Origin of the sequence: Sorangium sp. So ce1153 (assembly GCF_051521595.1) — a bacterium.
Lineage (GTDB): Bacteria > Myxococcota_A > Polyangia > Polyangiales > Polyangiaceae > Sorangium.
Window position 1 is genome coordinate 9,664,362 of record NZ_CP150361.1, and the last position, 25,992, is coordinate 9,690,353.

Genomic DNA, 25,992 nt, shown 5'->3' on the forward strand with positions numbered 1-25,992 from the left:
CGAGCTGCGCTCGCCCGACACGCTGCCATCCGTCACTCGCCAGGGACGCGCGCCGCCCGTACCAGCTTCCCGTCGAACGCGACGGCCAGCGCATGAATCGGCGCCGCCCCCGCCGCCCGCAGCTCTGCCGTGTAGTCGTTCCGCCGGATCTGCTCGATCCCCTCCTCGAGGGCCTGCTCCAGCGTCTTGCCCCCTCGCGCGACCTTCAGCTCCAGCACCACGCCGGGTCTCCCGGGCTGCGAAGGCCGGATGATCACGTCCGGCCGGCCGCGCCCCGACTCGCGGTTCGATCGCACCTGGTAGTCCGGCTCCAGCGCCGCGAGGAGACCCAGCACGAAGCCCTGCATGACCTGCTCGGGATCGGGCCGGCCCGTGTCGTGGTACGACAGCACGTCGGTCGCGAAGGCCTGGAGCTGCGCCTGGATGCGCTCGGCGTCGCCGGCGAGCAGGGCGGCGAGGATCCGGTCGAGCCCGCCGCTCTGCCGCTCGAGGCGCGCGCCGAGCCACCGCCGGAAGGTCGTCGTGTACACGCCGCGCACCTCGCGGTTCGGGATCGAGAGCAGGTGGGACGGCTGCTCCATCGACCCGCGCGAGCGCTTCTCGGCCCTGAGGTAGCCCGTGAAGACGAGGAGGCTCCACAGCACCTCGTCGCTCCGGTCGAGCTCCCCGAGCGGCACGCTCTCGTCCAGCACCCGCTCGATGCTCCCCCCGTCGAGCATCGCCGCGAAGGCCGGCTCGAGCGCGAGCGCGCGCCGCTCGAGCTGCTCGCGCACCAGATCGTTCGAGCTCGTGTTCACCCAGTAGGGCTGCGGCGCGCCGTCTTCGCGGGAGAGGAAGTTCAGGACGCTCCAGGGGTTGTAGACGACGGTGCCGCCGAAGAGATACCCGTTGTACCAGGCGCGCAGCGACGGGAGCCGCTCAAGCCGGTCAAACCTCGTGAGCAACGACTCGACCTCGGGCTCCGTGAACCCGAAGCAGGTGTCGAACTCCGGCGCGAGCAGCGAGTAAACAGCCACGTTGTTGAGACCTGAAAAGATGCTCTCCCGGGCCACGCGCAGGACGCCCGTGAGCACGGCCTTGAACAGGTGTGGATTGCCCTTGAGTCCCTCGGTGAGGAACGCGCGGAAGAAGCCGATGACCTGCGCAGCGTAGCCGTGGAGATACCCGGCGTGGAGGGGCTCGTCGTACTCGTCGAGGAGGATGACCACGCGCTCACCGTGGAAGCGGTGGAGATAGCTCGACAGGTCGAGCAGCGCTGTCTCGTACGCGATCCTGCCGGCCGTGCCGTCGAGGACTTCGCGATACCGCCGGGACTCACGCTCGCTCAGCGCGCCGCTGCCGAGCAGGTCACGGTGCTCGTCGAAGAGGCGCGCGACCCTGTCTTGCACCACTTCCCAGAACGCATCGAAGCTCTCGGCCTTCACACCCTTGAAGGTCAGGTGGAGCACCGGGTAGCGCTGGAAGTGCGTGCGGTACTGCTCGCCGGCCTGCCAGATCCGAAGATCACGAAACAGCGGTGAGAGATCCTGCGCGTGCCGCTCGAAGAAACAGCGCAGCATGGAGAGGTTGAGCGTCTTGCCGAAGCGCCGCGGGCGCGGGAGCAGGACGACCTCGGTGCCCGGCCTGTCGACGAGCTCCTGGATCAGGTGCGACTTGTCGACGTATTCGAGCCCCAGCTCGCGGAGCCGGCGGAAGTCGTCGATGCCGATGGGGACCTGGATGCTCATGGTGCTTCGGGCGGGGTGGCGTGCCCTCACGGACGCTACTCCGCCGCCCGTCAGCGGCAAGGGCTCCGAACGGCCTGAGCAGGCAGCCCTACGTCCTCCTTCTCCGCCGAACACGCCGGCGAAGCGGCGGAGCCGCGGGTCACCTCGTCCAGGTCAGCAGCAGCGCGAAGATGGTGAGATCGGCGGCGACGTGCGCCACGTACGGCGCGAGGAGGCCGCCCGCGCGGCGCCGGAGCACGCCGAGCATCACCGCGTAGATGGCCGCCAGGCCGACGCCGACGGCCCCGCTCGGGATGCCGTTCAGGTGGAGGAGCCCGAACGCGGCCGCCTGGACGAGCACCGCGGTCCAGCCGGAGGTCGTCACGGCGTCCAGCGATCCGAGGAACACCAGGCGGAAGACCGCCTCCTCGAGGAGCGCGTTGAAGAGCGCGAACCCCAGGCCGCCGAGGAGCAACAGCGGCAGCGAGACGGGCGGGAGCAGGGCCCGCATCTGCGACAGATCGGGCCGCATCAGCCGGACCCAGAGCACGAGCGCGAGCGCGGAGACGAGGACGACCGCCGCGATCCAGCCGAGGACCGCGGGCCCGAACGCCCCGCGCCGCAGGGGCGGCACCGACGACCGCAGCGCCGGCACGGCGCGCGCGAGCAGCGCGAGCACGACGAGCGGCGCGGCCAGGGAGAGCGGCCAGGGCGCGGCGAGCCCCACCCCCACGGGCGCGAGCGTGAGCACCGCGAGGAGCGGCGCGAGCAGCGCCGCCCGCTCCGGCGCACGCGCCACGGCGAGCAGGGAGACGAGCGCGACGCCGAAGCTGGCGAGGCCGAGGGCGCGATCCGCCGCGGCAAGCGGGTACGCGGCGTAGGCGAGCGTCGCCGCGGAGACCGCGGCGAGCCCCGGCCAGCCAAGTCGAGGCAAGCCCGCTCGCCCGGCGGTTTCGCCGACCGGCGTAACACCGGCGGGCGCCGCGCCTGACGGCTCGACCTGCCCCATCTGCCCGAGCCGCTCCCAAAGATGAGCTTTCACTCGGATATAGTCGAGCTTTTGCTCAGGTTGTCAAGTACGCTCGGCGCATGGCCACGAAGCGCAAGAAGCCGCCGCCGACCGCGCCCCGCCGGGTGCCGCTGCAGGCGCGGAGCCAGCGGCGCAAGGAGCGGATCCTCGACGCGACGGCGGCGCTGCTCGCGTCGCGCGGGCTCGACGCGGTCACCACGAACGCCATCGCGGCGCGAGCGCGGACGTCCATCGGCTCGGTCTACGAGTTCTTCCCGAACAAGGAGGCCGTGCTCCACGCGCTGACGGGGCGTTACCTGGAGCGGCTGCGGGTGCGGACCGAGGCGGCGGTCGCGGAGACGCCGCAGGGCTCGTGGCGCGCGCTGACCGAGCGCTGGATCGACGCGCTCGCGGCGTTCTACCGGACGGAGCCCGGCTACCGGGAGCTCTGGTTCGGCGTGCAGCTGTCCGGCGCGATGCTCTCGACGGCCGCGGCGTGGGGGGATGAGTTCTCGGCACGGATCGAGGCGCTCCTCTCGCCGCTGACGCCGGCGCTCCCGCCCGCCGAGCGGCGCGTCGTCGCGCAGACCACGCTGTATCTGGCCTCGACGCTGCTCGCCCTCGCCGCACAGCAGGACGAGCAGCAGGGCGCGCTCTACGTCGAGGAGGCGAAGAAGGCGGTCTGTCGCTACCTCGCGCCGTACATCGAGTCAACGGACCTGCTGGGGAAGAGCGCGTGACGCGATGAGGCGCGACCTTCTGCTGGCTGGGAATCTAGAGACTGAGCCTGGCTCGCGGTAGGGCGCCCCTCGCTCGCGAGCTGCCGCTTCAGGCTGCCGACGCCCGCGGCCTCGCTCTGTCCGCGTGGCGGTTCGCCGGCCGGGCCAGCCCGAGGTTCTCCCGGAGCGTGCGGCCCTCGTACTCGGTCCGGAACAGGCCCCGTCGCCGCAGCTCCGGGATCACCAGGTCCACGAAGTCGGTCAGCCCGCCCGGGAGCCACGGCGGCATCACGTTGAACCCGTCGGCGCCGCCCTGCGTGAACCACGCCTCCAGCTGATCCGCGATCTGCTCCACCGAGCCCACGATCGTCCAGTGCCCGCGCGCCCCCGCTACCCAGAGGTAAAGCTCCCGGATCGTCAAGTTGCGCTTGCGGGCGATGTCGAACATCAGCGCTTGCCGGCTCTTGTTGTTGTTGGTCTCCGGCAGCTCCGGCAGCGGCCCGTCCACCGGATACGCCGACAGGTCGACCCCGCCCGAGAGCCCCGAGAGCAACGACAGCCCGACCTCCGGCAGGATGAGGTCCTGCAGCTGCTGGTACTTCGCCTTGGCCTCCGACTCCGTCCTGGCGACCACGGGGAACACCCCCGGCATGATCTTCAGCTGGTCCGGGTAGCGCCCGTACCTGGCCATCCGGCCCTTGACGTCGGCGTAGAAGGCCTGCGCGTCCTCCAGCGTCTGCTGCGCCGTGAAGATCACCTCCGCGGTCTCCGCCGCGAGCTCCCTGCCCGCCTCGGACGACCCCGCCTGCACGATCACCGGGTGACCCTGGGGCGGACGCGGGATGTTGAGCGGCCCGCGGACGGAGAAGAACTTCCCCTTGTGATCGAGCGTGTGCAGCTTGTCCGGGTCGTAGTAGGCCCCGGACGCCTTGTCGCGGAGGAAGGCGTCGTCTTCCCAGCTGTCCCAGAGGCCGGTGACGACATCGACGAACTCGCGCGCCCGAGCGTAGCGCTGCGCATGGTCGGGGTGCGCCTCGAGCCCGAAGTTCCCCGCGGCCTCGCCCCCGCCGGTGGTGACCACGTTCCAGCCTGCCCGCCCCTGGCTGATGTGGTCCAGCGAGGCGAACTTGCGGGCCAGCAGGTACGGCTCCTCGTACGTGGTGGACGCCGTGGCGATGAAGCCGATGCGTTCGGTGACGGCCGCGAGCGCGGAGAAGAGCGTGACCGGCTCGAAGCTCGCGCCATAAGCCGTGCGGCCCTTCGCGCCAGGCCGGTTCTGCAGCGCGAGCCCGTCCGCGAGGAACACGGCGTCGAACTTCGCCCGCTCCGCCGCCTGGGTGATGCGCTTGTAATGTTCCAGGTTGATGCCGCCGTCCGCCTGCGCGTCCGGGTGCCGCCAGGCCGCCACGTGGTGCCCGGCGCCAGGCAGAAAGGCGCCCAGACGGATCTTCCGCTGATTGTCGCTCATGGGTGTCCTCGGTCTCGTTCCTCGCGTTCGCGCGCGGACGCGCGGGCGTGCCGCCGCTCGCCGCCGCGCGCACCGCAAGCGCCGTGCCCGGAGGCGGAGCCACCGGCGCGGCGGCAAGGGCGAGGCGCCTCACCTCCCCCGCGACGACGGCGTGCTGCGAGGGCAGCAGCGGAGCCGCCGGCGCTGCGGAAGCGTTGCTGGCAGGGAAACACCCGCCGCGAGCCGGCCCGCCGCCGCGAGCCAGCCCGGGCTACTCCCAGCGGAAGAGCTTCAGGGCGAGGGCGAAGGAGACGACGCCCCAGCCGGCCAGGAGCGCGAGCTCGGGCGCGAGCGCGGCGAGCGGCGCGCCCTCGAGCATCACGCCGCGGAGCGCGTCGTTCAGCGCGGTGAGGGGCAGGGCCTGGATGAACGGCTGGAGCGCGCCGGGGAAGCGCTCGGTCGAGAAGAAGACGCCGGAGAAGATCCACATCGGGAACGTCGCCAGGTTGGTCAGGCCCGAGACGCCCTCGAGGGTCCGCGGCCGCGCCGCGATCAGCAGGCCGATGCCGACGAACGACAGCGCGCCGATCATGACGACCAGCGCCAGCGCGGCGAGCGAGCCGGCGATCGGCACGCCGAGCGCGAGGACCGCGAAGAGGAGCAGGGCCACGACCTCGAGCGCCAGGAACACGAGCCGCGCCCCGAGGTGCGCCGCGAGCAGGTGCCAGCGCCGCATCGGCGCCGCGACGAACAGCTTCAGGAGCTTGCCGATGCGCTGCTGCACGATCGAGAAGCCGATCGCCCAGATCCCGGTCGCCATCACGTTCATGCCGAGCAGCCCGGGCACAAGGAAGTCGATGTAGCGCGAGCCCTTCTCGGTCATCTCCAGCGCCGCCGGGCGGAAGGCGTCGGCGCGCCCCGCCGCGCGCTGGAGCGCCTCGTCCACCTCGAGCCGGGCGATGCGGCTCTCCGGCCGCGTCGGATCGAACCAGTACGTCGGCGGATCGGTGGCGAGCACGACGAGCGAGACCTTGCCGGTCCGGAGCTCCTGCCGCGCCTGCTCGCGCGGGACCACCCTGGGGGTGACCTGCCCCGACGCGTCGAGCGCCGCCCGCCGCAGCTCGGCCCCGGCGCCCTCCTCGACGCTCACCAGCACCGGCTCGGCGGGCTGGTTCCTGAACGCGACCGCCAGCGCCGACGAGAGCAGGATCGGGAACACGAACATCCAGAAGAGCGCCTCGGGCTCGCGCAGGAACTCCACCACCCGCGCCCGGATGAGGAGCGCGAGCGGCGCCGCGCGGAGGGAACGGAGCCACCCCGCCATCACGCCGCCTCCTCGCCCGCGAGCTTCCGCCCGGCGAGCGCCATGAACACGTCCTCCAGGCTCGCGTGGTGCGTCGTGAGCCGCCGCACCTCGACCCCGCGCGCCGCGCAGAGCGCGAGCAACGGCGGCAGCGCGCGCGCCACGTCGCGCACCGTCAACCGGAGCGTCCCTTGCCCGACGCGCACGGCCTCCACCTCGGGCAGCGCCTGGAGCTCCTCCTCGGCGATGTCCTTGCTCACGTCGATCTCCACGACGTGCTCGGCGCCCAGCGAGGCGACGAGCGCCGCCGGCGTGCCGAGCGAGAGCACCCGCCCGCGGTCGACGATCGCCACGCGGTCGCAGAGGCGCGCGGCCTCTTCCATGTAGTGCGTGGTCAGGAGGATGGTGCGGCCGCGCGCCTTCAGGTCCTCGACGACGTCCCAGATCTCGCGGCGCGACGCCGGGTCGAGGCCGGTGCTCGGCTCGTCGAGGAAGAGCACCTCCGGGTCGCCCGCGAGCGCGCAGGCGAGCGACAGCCGCTGCTTCTGCCCGCCCGAGAGCCCGCGCACGAACGCGCCCGCCTTCTCCTGCAAGGACACGCGGCGCAGCGCCTCCGCCGGGTCGAGCCCGCGCGGGTAGAAGCTGCGGAAGAGCGCGATCACCTCGCCGACCCGGAGCTTGTCCGGGAAGCGCGTCTCCTGGAGCTGGATGCCGAGCCGCGCGCGCAGCGCGATCCCGTCCCCGACCCAGCGCTCGCCCAGCACCTCGACCTCGCCGGCGTCGGGGCGGGTCAGCCCCTCGAGGATCTCCACCGTGGTCGTCTTGCCCGCGCCGTTCGGGCCGAGCAGGCCGAAGCACTCGCCGCGCCGCACCTCGAGGTCGAGCCCGTTCACGGCCACGACGTCGCCGTAGCGCTTGACCAGGCCGCGGCAGACCAGGGCGGGAGAGGCGGACACGGCACGCCTCTAACGCAATGCACGCCGAAAAGGAACCGCCACGCCGAAAAGGAACCGCGCCCCTCGATCGCGGCGCGCCGCTGGCGCGCGCGGCGCGGCGTGGCCGTAGGTGCGACGGCGCGCGGGGCGGAGGCGCGACGGCGCGCGGGGCGGAGGCGCGACGGCGCGCGGGGCGGAGACGGCCTCCGGGGCGCCCGCGACGAACGGAGCGCACCTCCACGCGCCCACAGGCGCGCCGGAAAATTCGACAGGCGACGCGACGCCTTGCCTCCCAGGAGAATCGAATCTCGCCAGACACCTGCGGCAAGCGCGTCGAGCGTGGCCCTGCAAGGAACCCGGTCCGGGATCGTGGCTGGCCGTTCTGCAAGCTCAGAGCGACGGAGTTGGGGGGCGCGTGGTGAGCGATGAAGAGGGAGTGGTGCCGGTGCACTGCGGCGAGGTCATCGCGGACCGCTACCGGGTCGAGCGGCTGCTCGGGATCGGCGGGATGGGGGCTGTCGTCGCGGCGCGGCACCTGGCGCTGGGCGAGCTCGTGGCCATCAAGTTCATGCGGGCGGAGTACTGCGGCAACGCGGCGCTCCTGAGGCGGTTCCAGCGCGAGGCGCGCGGGATGTTCCGGCTGAAGACCGAGCACGTGCCGCGGGTCTACGACCTGGGCACGCTCGCGCCGCGGCCGGGGGGCGGGCTGCCCGTGCCGTTCATCGTGATGGAGCACCTCTCGGGCAACGACCTCCGCTCGATCGTGGAGCGCCGCGGGCGGCTCCCGATCGACGAGGCGGCCGAGTACGTCCGTCAGGCCTGCGTCGCCCTGATCGAGGCGCACGCGCTCGGGATGGTGCACCGGGACCTCAAGCCCGCGAACCTGTTCCTGACGTACCGGACCGACGGCACGCCGCTCGTCAAGGTGCTCGACTTCGGCGTCGCGAAGTTCACGTGCGCGAAGCCCGAGGACGACGGGCTCGAGATGACGACGGCGCGGTCGGTCATGGGCTCGCGCCGCTACATGGCGCCCGAGCAGATGCTCACGCCCAAGGACGTCGATCTGCGCGCGGATCTGTGGGCGCTCGGGGTCGTGCTCTACCAGCTCGTGAGCGGCACGCTGCCGTTCGGCGCGGAGACGCTGGAGCAGCTCGTGCTGGTCGTGTCGGAGCAGGCGCCCCGGCCGCTCCGGAGCGCGCGCGCCGATCTGCCCGAGGGGTTCGAGGAGATCGTGATGCGCTGCCTCGAGAAGAACCGGGCCCGCCGCCCGGGCTCGGCCCGCGAGCTCGCCGCCGCGCTCGCGCCTTTCGCGCTGAGCGGGCCGCCCGACGCGACGCTGCCCACGGCGGTCCACCGGAGCCAGCCGACGTTCACGTGGCTGGACGAGAGCCCGCCCACGACCGCCGTCCGGCCGCCCGAGACGACGCAGAGGCCCGAGGTCCGCCGACCGAGGCGGCCGTGGCTCGCGGCCGCGGCCGGCGCCTTCGCCGCGAGCGCCGCGCTGGCCGCGGCGGTCCTCCCGTCCGGGTGGCCGCGCGCGGCGGGGTCCACCTGGGCCGACGGCGCCGTGGCGCAGCGCCTCGCGGGGGTGCCGCAGGGGCTCGCCGAGGAGCCGCAGGCGACCGCCTTGGCCTCCGGGCCACAGGCGCCCGGCGACCCGGCCGACGGCGCGCTGCGCGGCCCCGGCAGCCCGGGCGGCGCGTCCCCGGCCGATCCCGGCGAGGCGCCCCTGGCCGCGTGCGACGCGGCCGGCATCGTCCTGCCGGCGAGGGTCGCAGCGCCAGCGCGGGCGAGCTCCGGGCGGCCGCGCGCGCCGGCCCGCGCGGCGCTGGCGTCCGGGGCCGCGGCGGACCTGGCGGCGCCGCAGGAGCCGCAGGAGCCGCAGGGGCGGCCGGGGCAGCCGGCGCCCGCGGCGGCCGCCTGCGAGGCGCCCTCGACGGCCTCCGCGGCGCGCCGTGGGCCTCCGCAGCGGCCCGCGCCGCCGGACGCGCCCTCGACGGCCCCCGCCCCCGTGGCTGCCGTCCCGGCGGCGGCCCTCGCGGCGCCGGTGTCGCGGCCGGGCAGCGTCCCGGCCGCCGTGGAAGCGCCGGTCCGCGGCGCCGAGACCGCGCCGGCAGGCGCGTCGGAGAGCCCCTGGTGATCGCCATGCGCCGCGGAGCTCGGACGACGATGGGCAGCTCGCTCCCACGGAGGCTCGGTTGCGCCATCGCGGCGCTGTCGCTGGCGCTCGCCCCGGCGAGCGGCGCCGCCGGCGAGCCCAGCGCGGGCCAGCCCAGCGCAGCCCAGCCCGGCGCAGCCCAGCCCGGCGCAGCCCAGCCCGGCGCAGCCCAGCCCGGCGCAGCCCAGCCCGGCGCAAGACACAAGGAGCAGGTGCTCGCGCTCTACCAGGTCGCGCGGCAGCTGCTCGAGGAAGGGCGCATCGCCGAGGCGTGCGCCGTGCTCGAGCAGGGCAGGACGCTCGATCCGACGGCGATCAACCTCCTCCTGCGGCTCGGCGAGTGCCTCGCGCGCGCGGGCAGGACCGCGGGCGCCTGGAACGTCTTCAGCGAGGCCGCGGCGATCGCGAAGAGCTCCGGCGACCCCCGCGCGGCGCGCGCGGCCGCGCTCGCGGCGGCGCTCGAGCCGCGGCTCTCGCGGATGGCGATCGCGGTGCCCGCGGCGGGCGCGGCGCCGGGGCTGGAGATCCGGCGGGACGGCGCGCCGGTCGCGCCCGCGCAGTGGGGCCAGGCGCTCCCTGTCGATCCGGGGACGCACACGATCGAGGCGCGGGCGCCCGGCAGGAAGCGCTGGTCGCTCGTGCGCGCCGTGCCGCCGGACGGCGCGCGCGTCGTCGTCGACGTGCCCTTCCTGGAGCTGGAACCACGGGAGCCGCCCGCCCCCGCGCGCGCCGCGGCGGCGCCAGGCCCCCGGCGGCAGGCGCCCGCGGTCCTGACGATCGCCGGCCAGGGCGACGGCGGCGGCGGCTGGCCCGCGCAGCGGGTGATCGCGCTCGCGAGCGGCGGCGCTGGCCTCGTGGGGCTCGGCCTCGGCGCTGTGTTCGGCGCCGAGGCGCTCGCCCGCCGGGACGCCTCGAACCGCGGCCACTGCGACGCGCGGAGCCGCTGCGACGCCGCCGGGGTCGCGCTGCGGCAGGACGCGCAGGCGGCCGGCACCGCCTCGACGGTCGCGTTCTCGGCCGGCACGGCCGCGCTGCTCGCGGCCGGCCTGCTGTTCTGGACCGCGCCCTCCAGCGCCGCCGGCGCGCCCGCGCGCCGCGCCGCGACGACCGCCGCGGCCGCGGCCGGCCCCGGCGCCTTTTCGCTCGTCGTGGGCGGGAGCTACTGACGTGGGCGCGCGCGGCTCGATCGGGATCGGCACGCGGCTCTCGCTCGTGGCGCTCGGCTGCGCCGGGTGCAACGCGCTGCTCGGGCTGGAGGACGGCATCCTCGTGGAGGACCGCTGCGAGCCGCTCTCCGCCGTCGCCTGCTACAGCGGGCCGCCGGCGACCGAGGGCGTCGGCGCCTGCATGATCGGCCTCAAGCGGTGCAACGCCGCCGGCGACGGCTACGGCCCCTGCGAGGGCGAGGTGACGCCCGCGCCGGAGCGCTGCGGCAACGCGGCCGACGACGACTGCGACGGCGCTGTCGACGAGGTGGACGAGATCGCAGCCGGGCGAGGCGGCCCCGCGGCCGACGGCGAGGTCTGCGCCTGCGAGCCCGGGACGATCGAGCCGTGCCCCTACGGCGGGCCGCCGGGCACGGTCGGCGTCGGCGCGTGCAGCGCCGGCCAGCGGACGTGCGGGGCCGACGGCCGCTGGGGCGCGTGCGCCGGCGAGGTCACGCCCCGCGCCGAGGACTGCGCGACGCCGGAGGACGACGACTGCAGCGGCGGAGGGGACTGCGGCGCGGTGCTCCCCGGCGGGCCTCCCGGCGGGCTCCTCGGCGGCGCCGGCCAGGAGCGGGCGCGGGCGCTCGCGGCCGGCGGCGGGGGCTTCGCGATCCTGGGCGGCGAGTTCCAGGGCTCCCTCGACCTCGGCGCCGGGCAGGTCGCGACCGGCGCCGAGCAGGACATCTTCGTGGCGCGGATCGAGGCGGACGGCGCCGTGGCGTGGGCGCGGCGGCTCATCGACGAGGGGCAAGGCTCGCTGCAGGCGCTCGCGGTGGACCCCGAGGGCGAGGTCGCTGTCACGGGCGAGCTCGCGGGGGTCATGGGCGCGGCCGGGCTCACCGCGGCCGCGCCGCGCGGGTTCGTGGTCAAGCTGGACGCGGCCGGCGCGGTGCGCTGGGGGACGATGCTCCCCCCGGGCAGGCCCCAGGACATCGCTGTCTCGGCGGCGGGCGAGGTCGTCGTCGCCTCGGCGGTGGCGGAGCCCGGCGGGAGCGACGTGGCGGTGTCCCGGCTCAACGCGGCGGGCGTGCTGCTCTGGACCCGGGCGTTCGGGGGCGAGGGGACGCAGGAGCCGACGGGCGTGGCGGTGGACGGGCGCGGGGACGTGGTCCTGACCGGGAGCTTCGAGGCCGAGGTGCAGTTCGGCGAGGAGGCGCCCCGGCTCTCGTCGGCGGGGATGAGCGACGTGTTCCTGGCCAAGCTCGACGAGCGCGGCGATCACATCGCGTCGCTGGCCTTCGGCGACGGCCGCCAGCAGCGCGGGGGCGACATCGAGATCGGGCCGGGCGGCGAGATCGCGCTGAGCGGGACGTTCGAGGGGCTGCTCGATCTCGGGAGCAGCACCCTGTTCTCGGACGGGGTCTCGGCGTTCGTGGTCGAGCTCGGGGTCGCGAGGGAGCACCGCTTCAGCCGGGCTTACCGGGCGGAGCGGCCGCCGCGCCTCGCGATCGAGGCGGACGGCGGGCTCGTCCTGGCAGGCGACGCCAGCGGGCCGACCGACCTCGGCGGCGGGCCCCTCGACGGCGCCAGCAGCGACATCGTCGTGGCGCGGCTCGACGCCGAGGGGCGCCACGTGTGGAGCAAGCGGCTCGGCCCCGGCCGGGCGGAGAGCGGCGGGAGCCGGTCCGCGGCCGGCGTGGCGGCGTTCGTGGATCGCGGCCACGTCCTGCTCGCGGGCACCGTGGAGGGGAGCGTGGACCTCGACGGCGCCGCCGCGCGGTCGACCGCCGCCGACATCCTGCTGGTCCGGCTGGCGCCGTAGGGCCCAGGAGCGCCGGGTCGTCGCGCAAGAGGGCGGCCGAGCCCGGAGCCGCCCTCGGGTCGCGCCCACAAAACACGACAGGCGGCCTGCGAGAGGCCGCCTGTCCTGCCCGGTCAGGCCGGAGAGCGGGAGATCACTCGCACTTGTCAGAGCAGTCGGTGAGCGCCTGGCAGTCCGCTTCCTCTCCGCAGGCCGTGTAGGCGTCGTCGTAGCACGTGCCCGTACTCGACTCCTCGGCGACGCACGTCTCGCAGTTGGGGTTGTCCACGGCCAGGTTCACCGAGCCGTCGTCCCCGCAGACGTCGGTCGTGGGATCCGTGGTGTCGCACTCCGCGGCGCACCGGGAGGTCGCGGAGCAGCCGCAATACACGTAGGTCAGCTCGGTGAACACCTCCACCTCGCTGGAGTGGGCCTCCGAACAGCACGTCGTGCACGCCTCCGCTTCCAGGCCGGAGCACTCATCGCCCCCGCCCTCGCCGCCAGTGCCGCTGTCCTCACCGCCCTCGCCGCCGGTGCCGCTCGTGGTGCTGGTCGTATCCGAGGCGCCAGAGCCGCCGTCGCCGTCACCGCCCGCGCCCCCGGAGCCGGTGCCGTCGCCGACCTTGCACGCCGCCATCGCACACACGCTGACCAGGATCGCCGCAAAACCGAAAGCTTTCATAATTCCATCCTCCGACCAACAAAGGTTGCGCTGCTCGTGATGAAGGGGATGTCGCGCGACGCCGCCCGGCAGCCCTTCCTCTGCACTTCCGCGCCGCCGTGGGCGCCGGGTTCTGTTCCTACACCAGAAATTTTCGTGAGGGTATCTGCTGCGTGCTCACCGCTGCGCCCACGCGTCGCTCGCGACACGCGAAGAGCGCACGTTCACGCAAGCTGTGCGTGAGGTGGGCGCGCGTGAGCAAATTCGACCGTCAACAGCTTTTTGCAGCAGGAGCAGACACTAGCACGGCAGCGACGCGCGGGATCGAGCCCCGCCGCGCGGATAACCTGCTCTTCTGGGGAGGTGGCGAGGAGGAACGTGGCGAGCTCAGGCGCGAGCGACAGCCGGAGTCAACGATGGAGTCGAGCGGCAGAGTCCGCTGGTCGACTATCGGCCAGACGAGGCGAGCCTTCGCCTTCCGGCTAGGAGCCGCCGGCCGCGCGCCGCATGGCGCAGTCGAGGTCGCCCTTGCAGGGGTCGCTCGCCGCGCGCGCGGCGCCCGGGCTCGGCGGCGCGGCGGCCGCCGGGGCGCGGCTCTCGACGGCGCGCTTCGCCGCCGCCCTCTCCCCGCCTGACGCCGCGGCGGGCCGCGCCTTCGCGCCGCGGGCGGCGCGCTCGCGCGGCTTGTCGCCCTGCCCGACCGGAGCCGCCGCGGTCGCGGCCTTCGGCTCCACCTTCGGCAGGCGCGTCAGCGCGGCGCCCGCCGCGTACCGCACGCCGGGCTGCGCCGCGGCGCGGAGCGTCTCGCGGGGGGCGCCGAGCCACACCGCGCTGGCGACGACGGCGGCCCCGACGAGGCCCATGGCTCCATACCGCGCGACCGCTGCCCGCCGCGCGCGCGGCGGGCGCAGGTCGATCGGGACCTCGGAAGGCACCGGCGTGAGCTCAGGCGGCCTGAACGCCGGCAGCTCGGGCGAGCCGAAAGGGAAGAGATCCAGATAGCTGCTGCGCTGCTGTTCGTCGCCGTCGGCCATCCCGTGGATATCCACCATCCCGGAGCTCTTCGCGCCTTGAGCGGCCCGCGCGCTGGCCGCCTTGTCGGCGGCGGCCTCCTCCACCGCGAGCAGCGCGCTCAGGGAGATCACCACCGAGTTCTCGTCGCGCGGCCCTGCCGCGACGCTCGTCGGCGCCGCGCCGCCGACCGAAGATCGCCGATCCGCCTCACCGGGCAAGTGCTCTGTGCTTCTCATACGCTCCACCCCGCCTGCCCTCCGTGTCGACCGAGCACAGGGCGCAGACAGCATCCACCAGTGTACTCGGCATCTACCGCTCTTGATACAGTTTTTTCTCCGCACTGGAGAGCGCACCTCGTCGCTCTAGCTCGTGATAGCTCACGACAGCGCCGGGGGGCTCAGCGCTCGTGCGCGCGCCGGCCAGAGCTCCCCACACCGTGTCGCGACGAGCGACACCGGTGCTCCGCCGGGCCTGTCGAGCCGCGCGTACAGCCTGGCCCAGAGCGACAAACGGGCTGAAACCACGAGAAAAAGCAGGGATTTCACAGGGAGGCGGGGAGGCGGGGAGGCGGGGAGCAAGAGACGGCAAGAGGGAGAAAATTCATTTTTTCTTCCTCCCCGCCTCCCCGCCTCCCTGTGAAAATTCTCCGGGTTTCAACGTGATCGGTGTTCTCGCCTGGCCGCGCGCGCCGCGCCGGGCTCCGCCCGCGCGCGGTCGCGCCCGAGGCGGAGCGAGGAGCGCGCTTTGTGATCGGGAATCCCAAAGGTCTGCGGAAAGCGCGCAGCCCCTGCCCGGCCGGCCGACATTTCATCTCGACGAAACCTCGAGGAAACATCGCGCTGTGCATAAGACATTTCACCACGACGTCGTGTCGCTGGCCCCTCTCCGAGGGCCGGTCCCTGCTGCGCAGGGCGGTCCTCCGGTGTCCAGCCGGGAGCCTCACAGCGCAGTCGCTGACTCCCGAGCTTCCCAACGGCTCTTGTGCAGTCGGTTCGCCGCGCCGCGTCGATGCAGGGCATTGAACGGGCTCCCGGCACTCAAGGAGGATGCGTTGAATATGTTCACGTCTGGGTTGGGCGTTGAGGAGCGGCCGGCGGCGGTCCCCTCGAGGCGGCGGGCGCTCTGCGTCGCGGCGGCGGCCCTCGCTGGCGCGGCCCTGCTCTCCGCGTGCGCCAAGGAAGGCGAGGAGACGGCGGCGCCGGGGGCGTCGCCCGGGGCGCCCGCGCCGGCCGCGGCGGACGGCGCCACGATCAAGGTCGGCGTGCTCCACTCGCTGAGCGGCACCATGTCGATCAGCGAGGTGGCGGTCAAGGACGCGACGCTCCTCGCGATCGAGGAGATCAACAAGGCGGGCGGCGTGCTCGGCAAGCAGCTCACGCCCGTGATCGAGGACGGCGCCAGCGACTGGCCGACGTTCAACGAGAAGGCCAGGAAGCTCATCCAGCAGGACGGCGTGGCGGTCGTGTTCGGCGGTTGGACCAGCGCCAGCCGCAAGGCGATGCTGCCCTCGTTCGAGGAGCTGAACGGCCTCCTCTTCTACCCGGTCCAGTACGAGGGCCTGGAGCAGTCGCCCAACATCTTCTACACCGGCGCCGAGCCCAGCCAGCAGATCGTCCCCGCGGTCGACTACCTGCTCGAGAAGGGCAAGAAGCGCATCTACCTGCTCGGCTCCGACTACGTCTTTCCACGCACGGCCAACAAGATCATCAAGGCCCAGCTCGCGGCCAAGGGCGGCGAGCTCGCCGGCGAGGAGTACCTGCCGCTCGGCGGGACCGAGGTCAGCACGATCATCAGCAAGATCGCGGCGGCCAAGCCGGACGCGATCTTCAACACGCTGAACGGCGACAGCAACGTCGCGTTCTTCAAGCAGTTCAAGGACGCGGGCTACACCGCCGACAAGGTGCCGGTCCTCTCGGTGAGCGTCGCCGAGGAGGAGGTGCGCGGCATCGGCGCCGACAACATCGCCGGACACCTCGTCTCGTGGAACTACTACCAGACCACCGACACCCCCGAGAACAAGAAGTTCGTCGACGCGTACAAGGCGAAGTACGGCGCCGCGCGCGTGACCGACGACCCCATCGAAGCGGGCTATTTCGGGGTCTTCCTGTGGAAGCTCGCCGCCGAGAAGGCGAAGTCGACGGACGTCGCGAAGGTGAAGGAGGCCGTCCAGTCCGGGGGCATCGAGTACGCCGCGCCCGAGGGCCTGGTCCGGCTCGACGGCAAGAACCAGCACACCTGGAAGACGGTGCGCATCGGAGCGGTCCGCAAGGACGGCCTCATCGACGAGGTCTGGAGCTCGGGCAAGCCGATCCAGCCGGATCCGTACCTCACGGCGTACACCTGGGCGAAGGAGCTGGTCGCGAAGTAGCGGCGCGCCGGCCAGGGAGGCCGGTCGCCGGACCGTCAGGGCGGGAGCACCGCCGGGAGGTCGCTCTCTTCCTCCTCTCGCGCTGACGGTCCGCTCGAGAAGCCCGGAGACCAGACCACGGAGGCACGGAGAGCGCAGGTCGTCGTCACGGCTCGCGCTGTCCTCTCCGGCCACAACCCCCTCTTGCGCGGCGTTTCAGCCTGTTCGGTGCACCAGATGAACGAAGTTCTCCTCCACGCCTTCAACGGTCTGAGCCTGGGATCGATCCTCCTGCTCATCTCGATGGGCCTCGCGTTCTCGTTCGGGCTGATGAACGTGATCAACATGGCTCACGGCGAGTTCATCATGGCGGGGGCCTACACGACGTATGTCGTCGGGCACCACCTCGCGCCGCTCGTCGGCGGGACCGAGGCCGGGGTGTGGTTCCTGCTCGCGCTGCCGGCCTCGTTCCTCGTGGCCGGCTTGCTCGGGCTCGCGCTCGAGCTCTCGATCGTGCGCTTCCTCTACGGCAGGCCGCTCGACACGCTGCTGGCCACCTGGGGGGTCGGCCTCGTGCTGCAGCAGGCGGCGCGGAGCCTGTTCGGCGCGTCGAACGTGCAGGTGTCGAGCCCGTCGTGGCTGAGCGGCGGCGTCGCGCTCGCGGGCGGGGTGCAGCTGCCCTACAAGCGCGTCTTCCTCATCGCCCTCGTGGTCGCCTGCATCGCCGCCGTCTACACGTACCTGCACCGCTCCCCGAGCGGCAGGCGGCTCAGGGCCGTGATGCAGAACCGGCAGATGGCCGCGTGCCTCGGCGTGCGCACGCGCCGGGTCGACGCCGCGACGTTCGCGCTCGGCGCCGGGCTCGCGGGGGTCGCGGGGTGCGCGCTGACGCAGCTCGGCTCGATCGGGCCGTCGCTCGGGACGAACTACATCGTCGACGCTTTCATGGTGGTCATCCTCGGCGGCCTCGGGCGGCTGCCCGGCACGGCGGTGGCGGCGCTCGTGATCGGCGTGGCGAACACGCTGCTCGAGCTGTCGACCACGGCGTCGCTCGGCAAGGCGCTCGTCTTCGCGCTGGTGATCGCCTTCCTGCAGTGGCGGCCGACTGGCCTGCTCGCGCTGCGCACTCGATAGAGAGGACACGGACATGGCCCCTCGAGACTCTGCCCTTCGCAACTTCGTCTGGACCTGGGGAGCGCCGCTCGCCCTGGCGCTGCCGCTGCTCGCCGCGCCGCTCGTGCTCTCCGACTTCCGCCTGAACCTGCTCGGCAAGTTCCTCACGTACGCCATCGTCGCGCTCGGGCTCGACCTCATCTGGGGCTACGGCGGCATGCTGAGCCTCGGGCAGGGGCTCTTCTTCGGCCTCGGCGGCTACGCGATGGCGATGTACCTCAAGCTGGAGACGTCCGGCCGGCGCCTGCCCGACTTCATGAGCTGGAGCGGCCTCGAGGCGCTGCCGCTCTTCTGGGAGCCGTTCCGCTCGCCGGCCGTGGCGCTCTGCGCCGTGGTGGTCGTGCCGATGGCGATCGCCAGCGCGGTGGGCTACCTCGTGTTCCGCAGCCGCGTCCAGGGGGTGTATTTCTCGCTGATCACCCAGGCGCTCACGCTGATCGCGTCGATCCTCTTCATCGGCCAGCAGGCGATCACCGGCGGCACGAACGGGATCACGAACCTGAAGACGATCTTCGGCTTCTCTCGCGGGGCGGCCGGGACGCAGACGGTGCTCTACTTCGTGACGCTCTTCTGCCTGGGGGCGCTCTACCTCCTTTGCCGGCGGCTCACGCAGTCGCGCTTCGGGCGCCTGCTCGTGGCGATGCGCGACGACGAGAACCGGGTGCGCTTCCTCGGCTACAACCCGGTCACGCTGAAGACGCTGGTGTTCGCGCTGTCGGCGGGCATGGCCGGCATCGCCGGGGCGCTGTTCGTCTGTCAGGTCGGGCTGATCTCGCCCTCCTCGATGGGGGTGATGCCGTCGGTCGAGATGGTGACGTGGGTCGCGGTCGGCGGGCGCGGCACGCTGATCGGCGCGGTGGTCGGGGCGATCCTGGTGAGCCTCGGCAAGAGCGCCCTGAGCGAGTCGTATCCGGAGGTGTGGCAGCTCGGCTTCGGCGCGCTCTTCGCGGCGTCGGTCATGCTGCTCCCGACGGGCGTCGCCGGCTTCCTGCGGAGCCACCTCGCGAAGGTGGCGCGCCGGGACGCGCCGGGCGGGGCGGGCGCGGCTGGCGCGCGGGGCGACGCCGCGGCGGCCGAGGCGGCGCGCGCGGGCGAGGTCGACGCGGCGGGCGCGGAGGCGCCGGCGACGTCAGGGCGCTGAGCTGGGGAGGAGCGGAGATGAGCGGGCACGACACAGGGAATCAGCAGAGGAGCGACGTGATGAGCCGCGGCAACATCGTCGAGGTCCAGCAGGTGACGGTGAGCTTCGACGGCTTCAAGGTGCTCGACGGGCTCGACTTCTCCATCGGGCGCGGGGAGCTGAGGTTCCTGATCGGGCCGAACGGCGCGGGGAAGACGACGCTGCTCGACATCCTCACCGGCAGGACGCGGCCGTCGAGCGGACGGGTGGTGTTCTATGGAGGTGGGGAGTCCGGGCGAGAGGCCGTGGAGGCGCAGCGGCTGCCGGAGCACGCGCTGGTCCGGCTCGGGGTCGGGCGGAAGTTCCAGACGCCGGCGGTGTTCGGCAGCCTCACGGTGCTCGAGAACCTCGAGGCGGCGATGGGGTTCAGGGAGAGCGCGCCGGGGCTGCTCCGCGGGCTGTCCGCGCAGCAGGAAAAGGAGATCTCGGAGACGCTCGACCGGATCGGGCTCCGGCGGCGCGCGGACGTGCGGGCCGCGGTGCTCGCGCACGGGGAGCGGCAGTGGCTGGAGATCGGGATGCTGCTCGTGCAGCAGCCGAAGCTGCTCCTGCTCGACGAGCCGGTGGCGGGGATGACGCGGCGCGAGCGGGACCGCACGGGGGAGCTCGTGCAGGAGATCGCGAGGCACCGGTCGGTGCTGGTGGTGGAGCACGACATGGAGTTCGTGCGGCGCTACGCCAGCACCGTGACGGTGCTGCACGCCGGCAGGAGGCTGTGCGAGGGGCCGGTCGAGGAGGTCCAGGGCGACGCGAAGGTGATCGAGGTGTACCTCGGGCGGGCGCACGACGCGGGGCGCGCGCGAGGCGGCGCTGTGGCTGCGGCGGAGGAGCGGTAGAGAGCATGCTGGTTGTCGAGGATCTCGCGGTCTATTACGAGGAGAGCTGCATCCTGTCGCAGGTCAGCCTGGACGTCTCGCCCGGCCGGGTGTCGTGCCTCCTGGGGCGCAACGGGGTCGGCAAGACGACGCTGCTCAAGGCGATCATGGGCGTGCTGAAGCCGCGGCGCGGGAAGGTGGCGCTCGACGGGGCGGACATCACGTCGAGGTCGCCGAGCGACAGGGCGCGCGCGGGGATCGGCTATGTGCCGCAGGGGCGGGGGATCTTCCCGTACCTCACGGTGCGAGAGAACCTGCTGATGGGCTTCGAGGCGAAGAGCGATGCGACGCCGAGCGAGGCGGCGCTGAGAGAGATGATGGAGATGTTCCCCATCCTCGAGAGGTTTCAGGCGCGGGCGGCGGGGACGCTGAGCGGCGGGCAGCAGCAGCAGCTCTCCCTGGCGCGCGTGCTGCTGAGGAAGCCGAAGCTCCTCTTGCTCGACGAGCCGACGGAGGGGATCCAGCCGTCGATCATGCAGGAGATCGGGGAGGTGATCAAAGGGCTCGGGAAGAGGGGGGATATGGCGATCCTGCTCGTGGAGCAGTTCCTGGATTTCGCGCTCTCGACGGCGAGCGAGTACTTCATCATGGATAACGGGGGGATCGTGCGGAGGGGGAGCGTGGCGGAGTTCGATGACGAGATCGCGAGGGAGTTTCTGGCGGTGTGAGGAAGGGGAGTGCCAGACAGGACGCGCGCTGGAGCTGGAGGAGCACTCGGACCGAGCGGCTCCTCTTGCCAGTCCACGGACCACGTCACGGCTTGCCGGCGGCGCAGGGCGCCTGTGGCGCCCATACCAGCGCTTCGTCGGTGGTCGCGGCGGTCACGGCGTACTGCCTGCGCGCCTCGATCTCCGGCTCGCCGGAGCGGCCGAGCTTGCGCATCAACTCCTCACGTACCTTCGGTGACAACGGCATGTGCTGTACCATGCTGAGCACCCATTCCATCTCTCGCCGCGGTGCGACCCACCGGGCGAAGTCGTCGAGGGCCTGTCCCGAGCGCGCTGTTAGAAAGGGCACCAATTCGTCGCACAAGGGCAGCTCGTTCGCGGCGATCCACAGAAACGGAAACGACGAGGGTCCGACGCGGTAGCAGCCGGGTGCGAAGCGCTCCAGCACCCGCACGCCATGCAGCCACGGCGGCACGTCGGGAGCGACGAACCATAGCGGCTCCTCGCCAATCCAGTGCGGCGAGCGCTCCTCGACGCGCTCGACCTCGCGCGCCTGCCGCCGGAGCAGGGCCCGCTTGACCTCCACCACGCCGAGGTGGTCTCGGCGACTTTCAGCTCGACCAGCAGTTCCTCGTGGTCCCGAGCCTCCGGCCAAGGTGCCGGCAGGTGCGCCGGGCCCTCTGGCCGCAACACCCGCAGATAGCCGTCGGCCTGTAGGCGCTCACGCCATGACTCGGTCGACCGCTGTCGGGCGGCCGGTCCGGCTTCGACGTGCGCCGTCCCCGCCGCGAACGTCTGCCTCGCGGACCCATCGAGTCTTCGCATGCCGCTCTGGTATTAGCTCGCAAACGGCGATGCACGTACAATAAACGATTTTTATGGCAGATACAGAGACACGATTCCGGTGACATGCTCGTAATGACGCGCCCCGAGGCGACCGGGAGAGAAGCGGCGGCGGAGCGCCCCGGAGCCGCGCGACATTTGGCCGCGGCGGAGCCGGCGCCGTGGAGCCGGCCAACCTGCTGCGCGCCAGAGGAAGGCATCGCCGCGGGCCGCTGCGAGCGCGCGCTTGCGGAGGATGTGCAGCCGATCGGCCCCGTCGACTCGGGCTACGGCGGCCTCTGGCAGCTCGCCGAAACGAGCGCGCAGCTGCCGCAGCAGGATGGCGCGCTCTCCTTTTCGGCGACCCAGTTCGCGTCCCTGCGCGACGTACTTCTTGGCGAAATCGCTCTGGTACTCGTAGCCCTTCATGATCGCCTCCAGCGCCCGGCGGGCCGCCTCGTTCAGGGGATTTAGCACGAGATCGCCGTACAACCTGGCCCTCTCCTCATCGAGCCCCCGGATGGCGGGTGGCCCGCGGCGGAGGTGATATCAGCGCTCCTGGAGGAGTGCATTCGAAAAACCGACGCTGAGCAGCAGAAATAGAGACACCATTACGGCAGCTCGCGCGTAATGGTGTGAGTCTGCGCGCCCTGCCGAGAGAGCGAGCCGGAGGACGTGCGCTCAACGGTCCGCAGCGATGCAACGCGGGCGGGCAATGGGAGAACGCGGAGCCGTGTGCTGCGGAAGCGGTGTGCCGCGCAGGCAGGTGCGTGCTTCCTCCGAGCTGTGTTGGATTGCCGGCACCATGCGGGCCAGCGGGTAATGAGAGCTGTCGGCTTCCGACAGCGACACCACCATCGACCCGAGCCACGCAGTGTATGATTGTACGGCGGATAGCGTCATGCCGCGGTCGTGTGCGTTCAGCGATATCCAGCCTGTCGGGTCGACGGCGGGACATGAAAAGTAGGGGCATGCGGACCTGGCCGGGAGGATGTGGAAGTGGGCTCTGGGCTGGTACGCAGACTATCTAACTCAACAGAATGATTGTTCCAATATGATCACTTAGCGATCCGGGTGGTCTGGGGCGGGAGCTGGCGCCTCAGTGCGTCGGACCGACTCTCTTCCCGCCGCGGCAACAACCCGTCGGGCCGCAACTGCGACGTCGGGGCCCGGTGCGCGAGGACGCCGTAGCACGTTGCCATGATGATTGCTCAACGCAGTACTTCGCTTGAACTTTGATCCTTGACCCCCTTCATCAAGCAAGGATCTCCGCCGGGCCAAGGCGACGCGCCGGCTCGCCCAGCGTCTACCCTCAGCTCGCCTCGTCCAGCACGTCGGCCAGGGTCTTCGCGCTAAGCACGCGCTCTGCCCACTGCTCGAGGCTCGCGGTCTCGGCCGCCTCGATGCGGACCACGGCGGCTTCGGGTAGCTCGCCAAAACGAGCGCGCAGCTGTCGCAGCAGAATGGTGCGCTCTCCTTCTTGGCGTCCCTGCGCGACGTACTTCTTGGCGAAATCGCTCTGGTACTCGTAGCCCTTCATGATCGCCTCCAGCGCCCGGCGGGCCGCCTCGTTCAGGGAATTTAGCACGAGATCGCCGTACAACCTGGCCCTCTCCTCATCGAGCCCCCGGACCGCGGGCAGCGCCGCGGCGGCGATCTACGCGCCCTGCTCGCTGTCGCCGTGCGCCAGGGCGGACAGCACGGCCAGCTCGGGCCGGCGGACCGCCTCCGCGGGGTCCGTCACGATGGGAATCGCCTCACGCCCCAGCACCGGCGGACGCAGGATAAAGCCAGGGATGCCGGTCTCGATCGGCGCTGCGCACCACGCGGCGACGTCGGGGTCGGGCGCAACGACGAGCAACCCCACCTGGTAGCGGTGCGCGGCGCGCGCCCCCATCGTGTACTCAGGCCAGCTGAAACGCTTCCGCGGATCGATGCCGAGTTGGACCTCGACGATCAGCACCCCGACCGGCACATCGCCCTCGAGCAGGACGACGACGAGGTCGGCGCGGTACTCGGCAGGCTGGATCTGGGTCAGATCGAACGAGGTCAGGCGCGCTCCGGTGTACGGTGGAAGCGGCACACCCAGCACCTCGACGAGGATCTCGGCGGCCAGCGACGGGCGGTTCTTGAAGAGATCCACGAGGATCTCGTGGGCCATGGATGGCATCGTGAGGTTGCTCGCAGGCGGTGAAGTCCAGGAAGCGCGCGGGGTCTCCTCGGCGAAGGACCGCTTCGCGCCCCCGTCGAGGTTGCTCCACGGCGGAGGAGATATCAGCGCTCCGGGGGGAACGCATTCGAGATATCGACTCTTCATGGCAGAAATAGAGACACCATTGCGACAGCTCGTGCGTAATGGCGCAGGCCGCGCGCCGCTCGTCGAGCGGCTCGCCGCACCTGCGGGCTCCCAGGGCTGCGTGACGGGATCCATGTCGGCCCTCGCTCGCTTGAGCCGAGGGAGCAGCCGCGCGATCGCCGGCTGCGGCAGAGCCGTCGCCGTCGAGCCCACCCACCTGCTGGGCGCCCGGAGAGCCGGCAATGCCGCGGGGACCTGGGAGCACGTGCAGCGGAACTTGCGCAGCCGGCGCGCGCAGCAGGGGGGTGACCCCGGCCACGCGCGGCGGTAGACAGTGCTGGCGGCGGGGCTGTAGGAGGAGGCATGGGGAAGACGATGCGCGCGGCAGGGCTTTGGGCGGCGTGGATGATGGCGGCAAGCGGGTGCGCGGCGCTGGTGGGGCTGGACGACGGCTACGAGCTCTGGGAAGGGGAGCCTGACGGAACCGCTACCGGGGGGGCTGCTGGCGGCGGGACAGGTACCGGGGGCGCCGGAGGCAGCGCCGAGTGCACGCCAGGCGGAACGGAATGCGTCGGGCAGACGTGTGTGGAGGGCAAGTGTGTTGGGGAGTGCGGCCCTGAGGACGTGCGCTGCTGGGAGAACCGCCCGCAGCGATGCGATGAGCGCGGGGCGTGGCAGGACGCGGAGCCGTGCCCTGCGGAAGCGCCGGTGTGCAGCAAAGGGACGTGCATGACGCCGCCGAGCTGTGTCGGGCTGGCGGCGACGTGCGGCCCTGAGCCTGAGGGCGATGAGAGCTGCTGCGCGAGCGCGGAGGTGGAGTCCGAGGGAAGAAGGTTCAACCGGGACAACGATACGAGGTATCCAGCGACGGTGAGCGGGTTCCTGCTGGACCGGTTCGAGGTGACGGTGGGGCGGTTCCGGAAGTTCGTGGAGGCGTATCCTGCGAGCAAGCCGGCAGAGGGAGCGGGGAGGCACCCGCTGATCGAGGGAAGCGGGTGGAATGCGGCCTGGACCAACGAAAATCGCCTTCCTGCGGGTAAGGCGGAGCTGAAGGCAGAGGTGAAGTGCAGCTCCAGCTACCAGACATGGACGGACGACGCGGCGGAGCATGAGAACCTGCCGATGAACTGCCTGAGCTGGTACGTGGCGTTCGCCTTCTGCGCGTGGGATGGTGGTCGTTTGGCGACAGAGGCGGAGTGGAACTATGCGGCTGCGGGTGGAGACGATCAGCGGGAGTATCCATGGTCGGCTCCGGCGAGCTCGACCACGATCGATGGCACGTACGCCGTGTACGACTGCATGGGGGATGCGAGCATGCCACGGTCGTGCGCATTCAGCGATATCCAGCCAGTTGGCTCCCGATCAAGGAGGGGAGATGGGAAGTGGAGGCAGGCGGACCTGGCCGGGAATCTGTGGGAGTGGGTCCTGGACTGGTACGAAGCTTATCCGAATAAATGCAGTAATTGTGCCAATCTAACCGCTACCTCTGGCCGGGTGCTCCGGGGCGGGGGCTGGGGCTTCAGTGCATCGGCCCTGCTCTCTTCCGGCCGCAGCAACAACGGCCCGTCGAACCGCGGCGACTTCGTCGGGGCCCGGTGCGCGAGGACACCGCAGTAAATTGGCACATTTGTTGCTTACATGACACTTTGCTTGAAACTTGATCCTTGAACCCTTGATCAAGCAAGGATCCCCGTCGATGTCGCGCGACAGCAGCCGGAACACAGGGAGCCGGGGTCCGGGGGCTCCGCCCCCGGACCGGCTGCAGCGCCGGTGATCGCCGTCCGCATGGAGACGCTCCTCGCCTGGGTGGCGGAACGCGTCACCAAGTTCCCACGTGACCACCGCTTCACCGTCGGCGACCGCCTCCCCCACGCCTGCCTCGGCGTCACCGAGAACCTCATCGAGGCCTCCTAACCGTCGCGACAAGCGCGCCGACCTCGCCGCCGCCTCGCGCGGCCTCGTCCGCGCGCGCGTCCTCATGCGGCTCGCCCACGCCCTCCGCTGCGTCGCCGAGGCCCAGCGCCTTCACTTCGCCCGCGAGAGCGACGAGATCGGCAGGATGCTCGACGGCTGGATCCGCTCGGCCCACCCGCGCTGACGTGCGCGGGCGCCCGCACGGGCCGGATGGCGTCGCGAAGGACGCCTCCAACGGGGTGATCCGGGGCGGGAGCTGGAACAACAATGCGTCGGACCTGCTCTCTTCCCGCCGCAACAACGACGACCCGTCGAACCGCAACAACAACATCGGGACCCGGTGCGCGAAGACAGTGACCTTCCTCCCCGCGAGGACATCCAGAGTCAGCGCGATCACGGTCGCGCCGAGCGCGATGCTCCACAGTCCACCCTCGCGGCGCCGTGCCTCCCGGGGCGCGAAGAGCGCCCGCGGCGCGCGCCGCGGGCTCCCCGGGCCGAGCAGGCGTGCCGGCCGGCCCCGGTTTTTTTCTCAGCCGCCCTCTCCCCCTTCCTCCCCTTTCCCCGCCTCCGGCCCCTCGCCGCCGCCGAAGGCCAGCTCGTCCAGCACGCGCCGGCACAGCGCCCGCGTGTGCCCGTGCCGCGCGGGTGCGAGCCAGGCCCGCACCCGCGACGCGACCTCGCCCGCATCGATCGCGCCGAGCTCATAAAGCAGCCGCACTTCCCTCATCCGCGCCCGGAAGCGCCGCAGGTTCTCCTCCCGCAGCCGCACCGCCACCGCGCCCTCCGCAAGCACCGGTGCGTACCGAAGCCCATCCG

24 protein-coding genes are annotated in these 25,992 nt (G+C 72.1%); 11 read left to right on the forward strand and 13 right to left on the reverse strand.

The window, feature by feature from the left end:
• Positions 1–32 precede the first annotated feature (32 nt).
• Entirely contained in the window at positions 33–1,727 is a 1,695-nt protein-coding gene (locus WME85_RS34665; protein ID WP_437827391.1) for an AAA family ATPase, read from the reverse strand.
• A 139-nt stretch (positions 1,728–1,866) separates the two neighbouring features.
• Positions 1,867–2,748 (reverse strand): CPBP family intramembrane glutamic endopeptidase, encoded by an 882-nt coding sequence (locus WME85_RS34670; RefSeq protein ID WP_437827392.1) that lies wholly within the window; start codon positions 2,746–2,748, stop codon positions 1,867–1,869.
• Positions 2,749–2,795: 47 nt separating this feature from the next.
• Here WME85_RS34670 and WME85_RS34675 point away from each other — a divergent pair, with 47 nt between their 5' ends.
• Positions 2,796–3,455 carry a TetR/AcrR family transcriptional regulator gene (locus tag WME85_RS34675; protein ID WP_437827393.1) on the forward strand — a complete coding sequence of 220 codons (660 nt, stop codon included), beginning with the start codon at positions 2,796–2,798 and terminating at the stop codon, positions 3,453–3,455.
• Between the two features lie 88 nt (positions 3,456–3,543).
• Here WME85_RS34675 and WME85_RS34680 read toward each other — a convergent pair whose 3' ends face one another.
• The 3 genes from WME85_RS34680 to WME85_RS34690 form a co-directional block, all read right to left on the reverse strand.
• Positions 3,544–4,902, reverse strand: a complete 1,359-nt coding sequence (locus WME85_RS34680) for an LLM class flavin-dependent oxidoreductase (RefSeq protein ID WP_437827394.1) — start codon at positions 4,900–4,902, stop codon at positions 3,544–3,546.
• A gap of 250 nt (positions 4,903–5,152) precedes the next feature.
• Complete coding sequence (locus tag WME85_RS34685; RefSeq protein ID WP_437827395.1) at positions 5,153–6,205, reverse strand: ABC transporter permease; 1,053 nt, start codon at positions 6,203–6,205, stop codon at positions 5,153–5,155.
• The gene (locus WME85_RS34690) at positions 6,205–7,140 is read right to left on the reverse strand and encodes an ATP-binding cassette domain-containing protein (protein ID WP_437827396.1); all 936 of its coding nucleotides are present in this window, start codon (positions 7,138–7,140) and stop codon (positions 6,205–6,207) included. The genes WME85_RS34685 and WME85_RS34690 overlap by 1 nt, the downstream gene beginning before the upstream one ends.
• Positions 7,141–7,537: 397 nt before the next feature.
• On the opposite strand from WME85_RS34690, the gene WME85_RS34695 reads away from it, so the two are divergent.
• From WME85_RS34695 to WME85_RS34705, 3 genes are read left to right on the forward strand one after another with little or no spacing between them, the layout of a single operon-like run.
• A complete protein-coding gene (locus WME85_RS34695; protein ID WP_437827397.1) occupies positions 7,538–9,259 on the forward strand; it encodes a protein kinase domain-containing protein in 1,722 nt (573 codons plus the stop codon).
• A 29-nt stretch (positions 9,260–9,288) separates the two neighbouring features.
• Complete coding sequence (locus WME85_RS34700; protein ID WP_437827398.1) at positions 9,289–10,443, forward strand: tetratricopeptide repeat protein; 1,155 nt, start codon at positions 9,289–9,291, stop codon at positions 10,441–10,443.
• Position 10,444: 1 nt separating this feature from the next.
• On the forward strand, positions 10,445–12,247 hold the full coding sequence (locus tag WME85_RS34705; RefSeq protein WP_437827399.1) for a hypothetical protein: 1,803 nt from the start codon (positions 10,445–10,447) through the stop codon (positions 12,245–12,247).
• A 133-nt stretch (positions 12,248–12,380) separates the two neighbouring features.
• Here WME85_RS34705 and WME85_RS34710 read toward each other — a convergent pair whose 3' ends face one another.
• Positions 12,381–12,908: a hypothetical protein gene (locus WME85_RS34710; protein ID WP_437827400.1), complete on the reverse strand. Its 528-nt coding sequence runs from the start codon at positions 12,906–12,908 to the stop codon at positions 12,381–12,383.
• Between the two features lie 461 nt (positions 12,909–13,369).
• On the reverse strand, positions 13,370–14,137 hold the full coding sequence (locus tag WME85_RS34715; protein WP_437827401.1) for a hypothetical protein: 768 nt from the start codon (positions 14,135–14,137) through the stop codon (positions 13,370–13,372).
• Between the two features lie 821 nt (positions 14,138–14,958).
• On the opposite strand from WME85_RS34715, the gene urtA reads away from it, so the two are divergent.
• The 5 genes from urtA to urtE all read left to right on the forward strand — a co-directional run bounded on the left by urtA (position 14,959) and on the right by urtE (position 20,144).
• Positions 14,959–16,269: an urea ABC transporter substrate-binding protein gene (gene urtA / locus WME85_RS34720; RefSeq protein WP_437827402.1), complete on the forward strand. Its 1,311-nt coding sequence runs from the start codon at positions 14,959–14,961 to the stop codon at positions 16,267–16,269.
• Positions 16,270–16,485: 216 nt separating this feature from the next.
• Positions 16,486–17,382 (forward strand): urea ABC transporter permease subunit UrtB, encoded by an 897-nt coding sequence (gene urtB, locus WME85_RS34725; RefSeq protein ID WP_437660682.1) that lies wholly within the window; start codon positions 16,486–16,488, stop codon positions 17,380–17,382.
• A gap of 13 nt (positions 17,383–17,395) precedes the next feature.
• Positions 17,396–18,562, forward strand: coding sequence for an urea ABC transporter permease subunit UrtC (gene urtC / locus WME85_RS34730; protein ID WP_437827403.1), 1,167 nt, complete (start codon positions 17,396–17,398; stop codon positions 18,560–18,562).
• Positions 18,563–18,579: 17 nt separating this feature from the next.
• A complete protein-coding gene (gene urtD, locus WME85_RS34735) occupies positions 18,580–19,437 on the forward strand; it encodes an urea ABC transporter ATP-binding protein UrtD (RefSeq protein ID WP_437827404.1) in 858 nt (285 codons plus the stop codon).
• A 5-nt stretch (positions 19,438–19,442) separates the two neighbouring features.
• Positions 19,443–20,144 carry an urea ABC transporter ATP-binding subunit UrtE gene (gene urtE, locus WME85_RS34740; RefSeq protein WP_437827405.1) on the forward strand — a complete coding sequence of 234 codons (702 nt, stop codon included), beginning with the start codon at positions 19,443–19,445 and terminating at the stop codon, positions 20,142–20,144.
• Between the two features lie 85 nt (positions 20,145–20,229).
• On the opposite strand, the gene WME85_RS34745 is transcribed toward urtE, so the two are convergent.
• The 4 genes from WME85_RS34745 to WME85_RS34760 all read right to left on the reverse strand — a co-directional run bounded on the left by WME85_RS34745 (position 20,230) and on the right by WME85_RS34760 (position 23,127).
• Complete coding sequence (locus tag WME85_RS34745) at positions 20,230–20,733, reverse strand: hypothetical protein (protein ID WP_437827406.1); 504 nt, start codon at positions 20,731–20,733, stop codon at positions 20,230–20,232.
• Between the two features lie 287 nt (positions 20,734–21,020).
• Complete coding sequence (locus tag WME85_RS34750; protein WP_437827407.1) at positions 21,021–21,458, reverse strand: hypothetical protein; 438 nt, start codon at positions 21,456–21,458, stop codon at positions 21,021–21,023.
• A gap of 820 nt (positions 21,459–22,278) precedes the next feature.
• Positions 22,279–22,569: a DUF4351 domain-containing protein gene (locus WME85_RS34755; RefSeq protein WP_437827408.1), complete on the reverse strand. Its 291-nt coding sequence runs from the start codon at positions 22,567–22,569 to the stop codon at positions 22,279–22,281.
• 54 nt (positions 22,570–22,623) lie between these two features.
• Complete coding sequence (locus WME85_RS34760) at positions 22,624–23,127, reverse strand: hypothetical protein (protein WP_437827409.1); 504 nt, start codon at positions 23,125–23,127, stop codon at positions 22,624–22,626.
• An 864-nt stretch (positions 23,128–23,991) separates the two neighbouring features.
• Here WME85_RS34760 and WME85_RS34765 point away from each other — a divergent pair.
• A complete protein-coding gene (locus WME85_RS34765) occupies positions 23,992–24,879 on the forward strand; it encodes a formylglycine-generating enzyme family protein (protein ID WP_437827410.1) in 888 nt (295 codons plus the stop codon).
• A 168-nt stretch (positions 24,880–25,047) separates the two neighbouring features.
• The gene (locus WME85_RS34770) at positions 25,048–25,176 is read left to right on the forward strand and encodes a hypothetical protein (protein ID WP_437827411.1); all 129 of its coding nucleotides are present in this window, start codon (positions 25,048–25,050) and stop codon (positions 25,174–25,176) included.
• Here the strand turns inward: WME85_RS34770 and WME85_RS34775 are convergent.
• Positions 25,160–25,573, reverse strand: coding sequence for a hypothetical protein (locus WME85_RS34775; protein WP_437827412.1), 414 nt, complete (start codon positions 25,571–25,573; stop codon positions 25,160–25,162). The genes WME85_RS34770 and WME85_RS34775 overlap by 17 nt on opposite strands.
• Positions 25,574–25,705: 132 nt before the next feature.
• Positions 25,706–25,969: a hypothetical protein gene (locus tag WME85_RS34780; RefSeq protein WP_437827413.1), complete on the reverse strand. Its 264-nt coding sequence runs from the start codon at positions 25,967–25,969 to the stop codon at positions 25,706–25,708.
• Positions 25,970–25,992: the final 23 nt, after the last annotated feature.

Excerpts from the sequence above, each read along its gene's own strand:
- WME85_RS34665 (WP_437827391.1), bottom strand. The coding sequence starts at position 1,727 with ATGAGCATCCAGGTCCCCATCGGCATCGACGACTTCCGCCGGCTCCGC.
- WME85_RS34675 (WP_437827393.1), top strand. The coding sequence starts at position 2,796 with ATGGCCACGAAGCGCAAGAAGCCGCCGCCGACCGCGCCCCGCCGGGTG.
- WME85_RS34680 (WP_437827394.1), bottom strand. The coding sequence starts at position 4,902 with ATGAGCGACAATCAGCGGAAGATCCGTCTGGGCGCCTTTCTGCCTGGC.
- WME85_RS34685 (WP_437827395.1), bottom strand. The coding sequence starts at position 6,205 with ATGGCGGGGTGGCTCCGTTCCCTCCGCGCGGCGCCGCTCGCGCTCCTC.
- WME85_RS34700 (WP_437827398.1), top strand. The coding sequence starts at position 9,289 with ATGGGCAGCTCGCTCCCACGGAGGCTCGGTTGCGCCATCGCGGCGCTG.
- WME85_RS34710 (WP_437827400.1), bottom strand. The coding sequence starts at position 12,908 with ATGAAAGCTTTCGGTTTTGCGGCGATCCTGGTCAGCGTGTGTGCGATG.
- WME85_RS34715 (WP_437827401.1), bottom strand. The coding sequence starts at position 14,137 with ATGAGAAGCACAGAGCACTTGCCCGGTGAGGCGGATCGGCGATCTTCG.
- urtA (WP_437827402.1), top strand. The coding sequence starts at position 14,959 with ATGTTCACGTCTGGGTTGGGCGTTGAGGAGCGGCCGGCGGCGGTCCCC.
- urtB (WP_437660682.1), top strand. The coding sequence starts at position 16,486 with ATGAACGAAGTTCTCCTCCACGCCTTCAACGGTCTGAGCCTGGGATCG.
- urtC (WP_437827403.1), top strand. The coding sequence starts at position 17,396 with ATGGCCCCTCGAGACTCTGCCCTTCGCAACTTCGTCTGGACCTGGGGA.
- urtD (WP_437827404.1), top strand. The coding sequence starts at position 18,580 with ATGAGCGGGCACGACACAGGGAATCAGCAGAGGAGCGACGTGATGAGC.
- urtE (WP_437827405.1), top strand. The coding sequence starts at position 19,443 with ATGCTGGTTGTCGAGGATCTCGCGGTCTATTACGAGGAGAGCTGCATC.
- WME85_RS34760 (WP_437827409.1), bottom strand. The coding sequence starts at position 23,127 with ATGGCCCACGAGATCCTCGTGGATCTCTTCAAGAACCGCCCGTCGCTG.
- WME85_RS34765 (WP_437827410.1), top strand. The coding sequence starts at position 23,992 with ATGACGCCGCCGAGCTGTGTCGGGCTGGCGGCGACGTGCGGCCCTGAG.
- WME85_RS34770 (WP_437827411.1), top strand. The coding sequence starts at position 25,048 with ATGGAGACGCTCCTCGCCTGGGTGGCGGAACGCGTCACCAAGTTCCCA.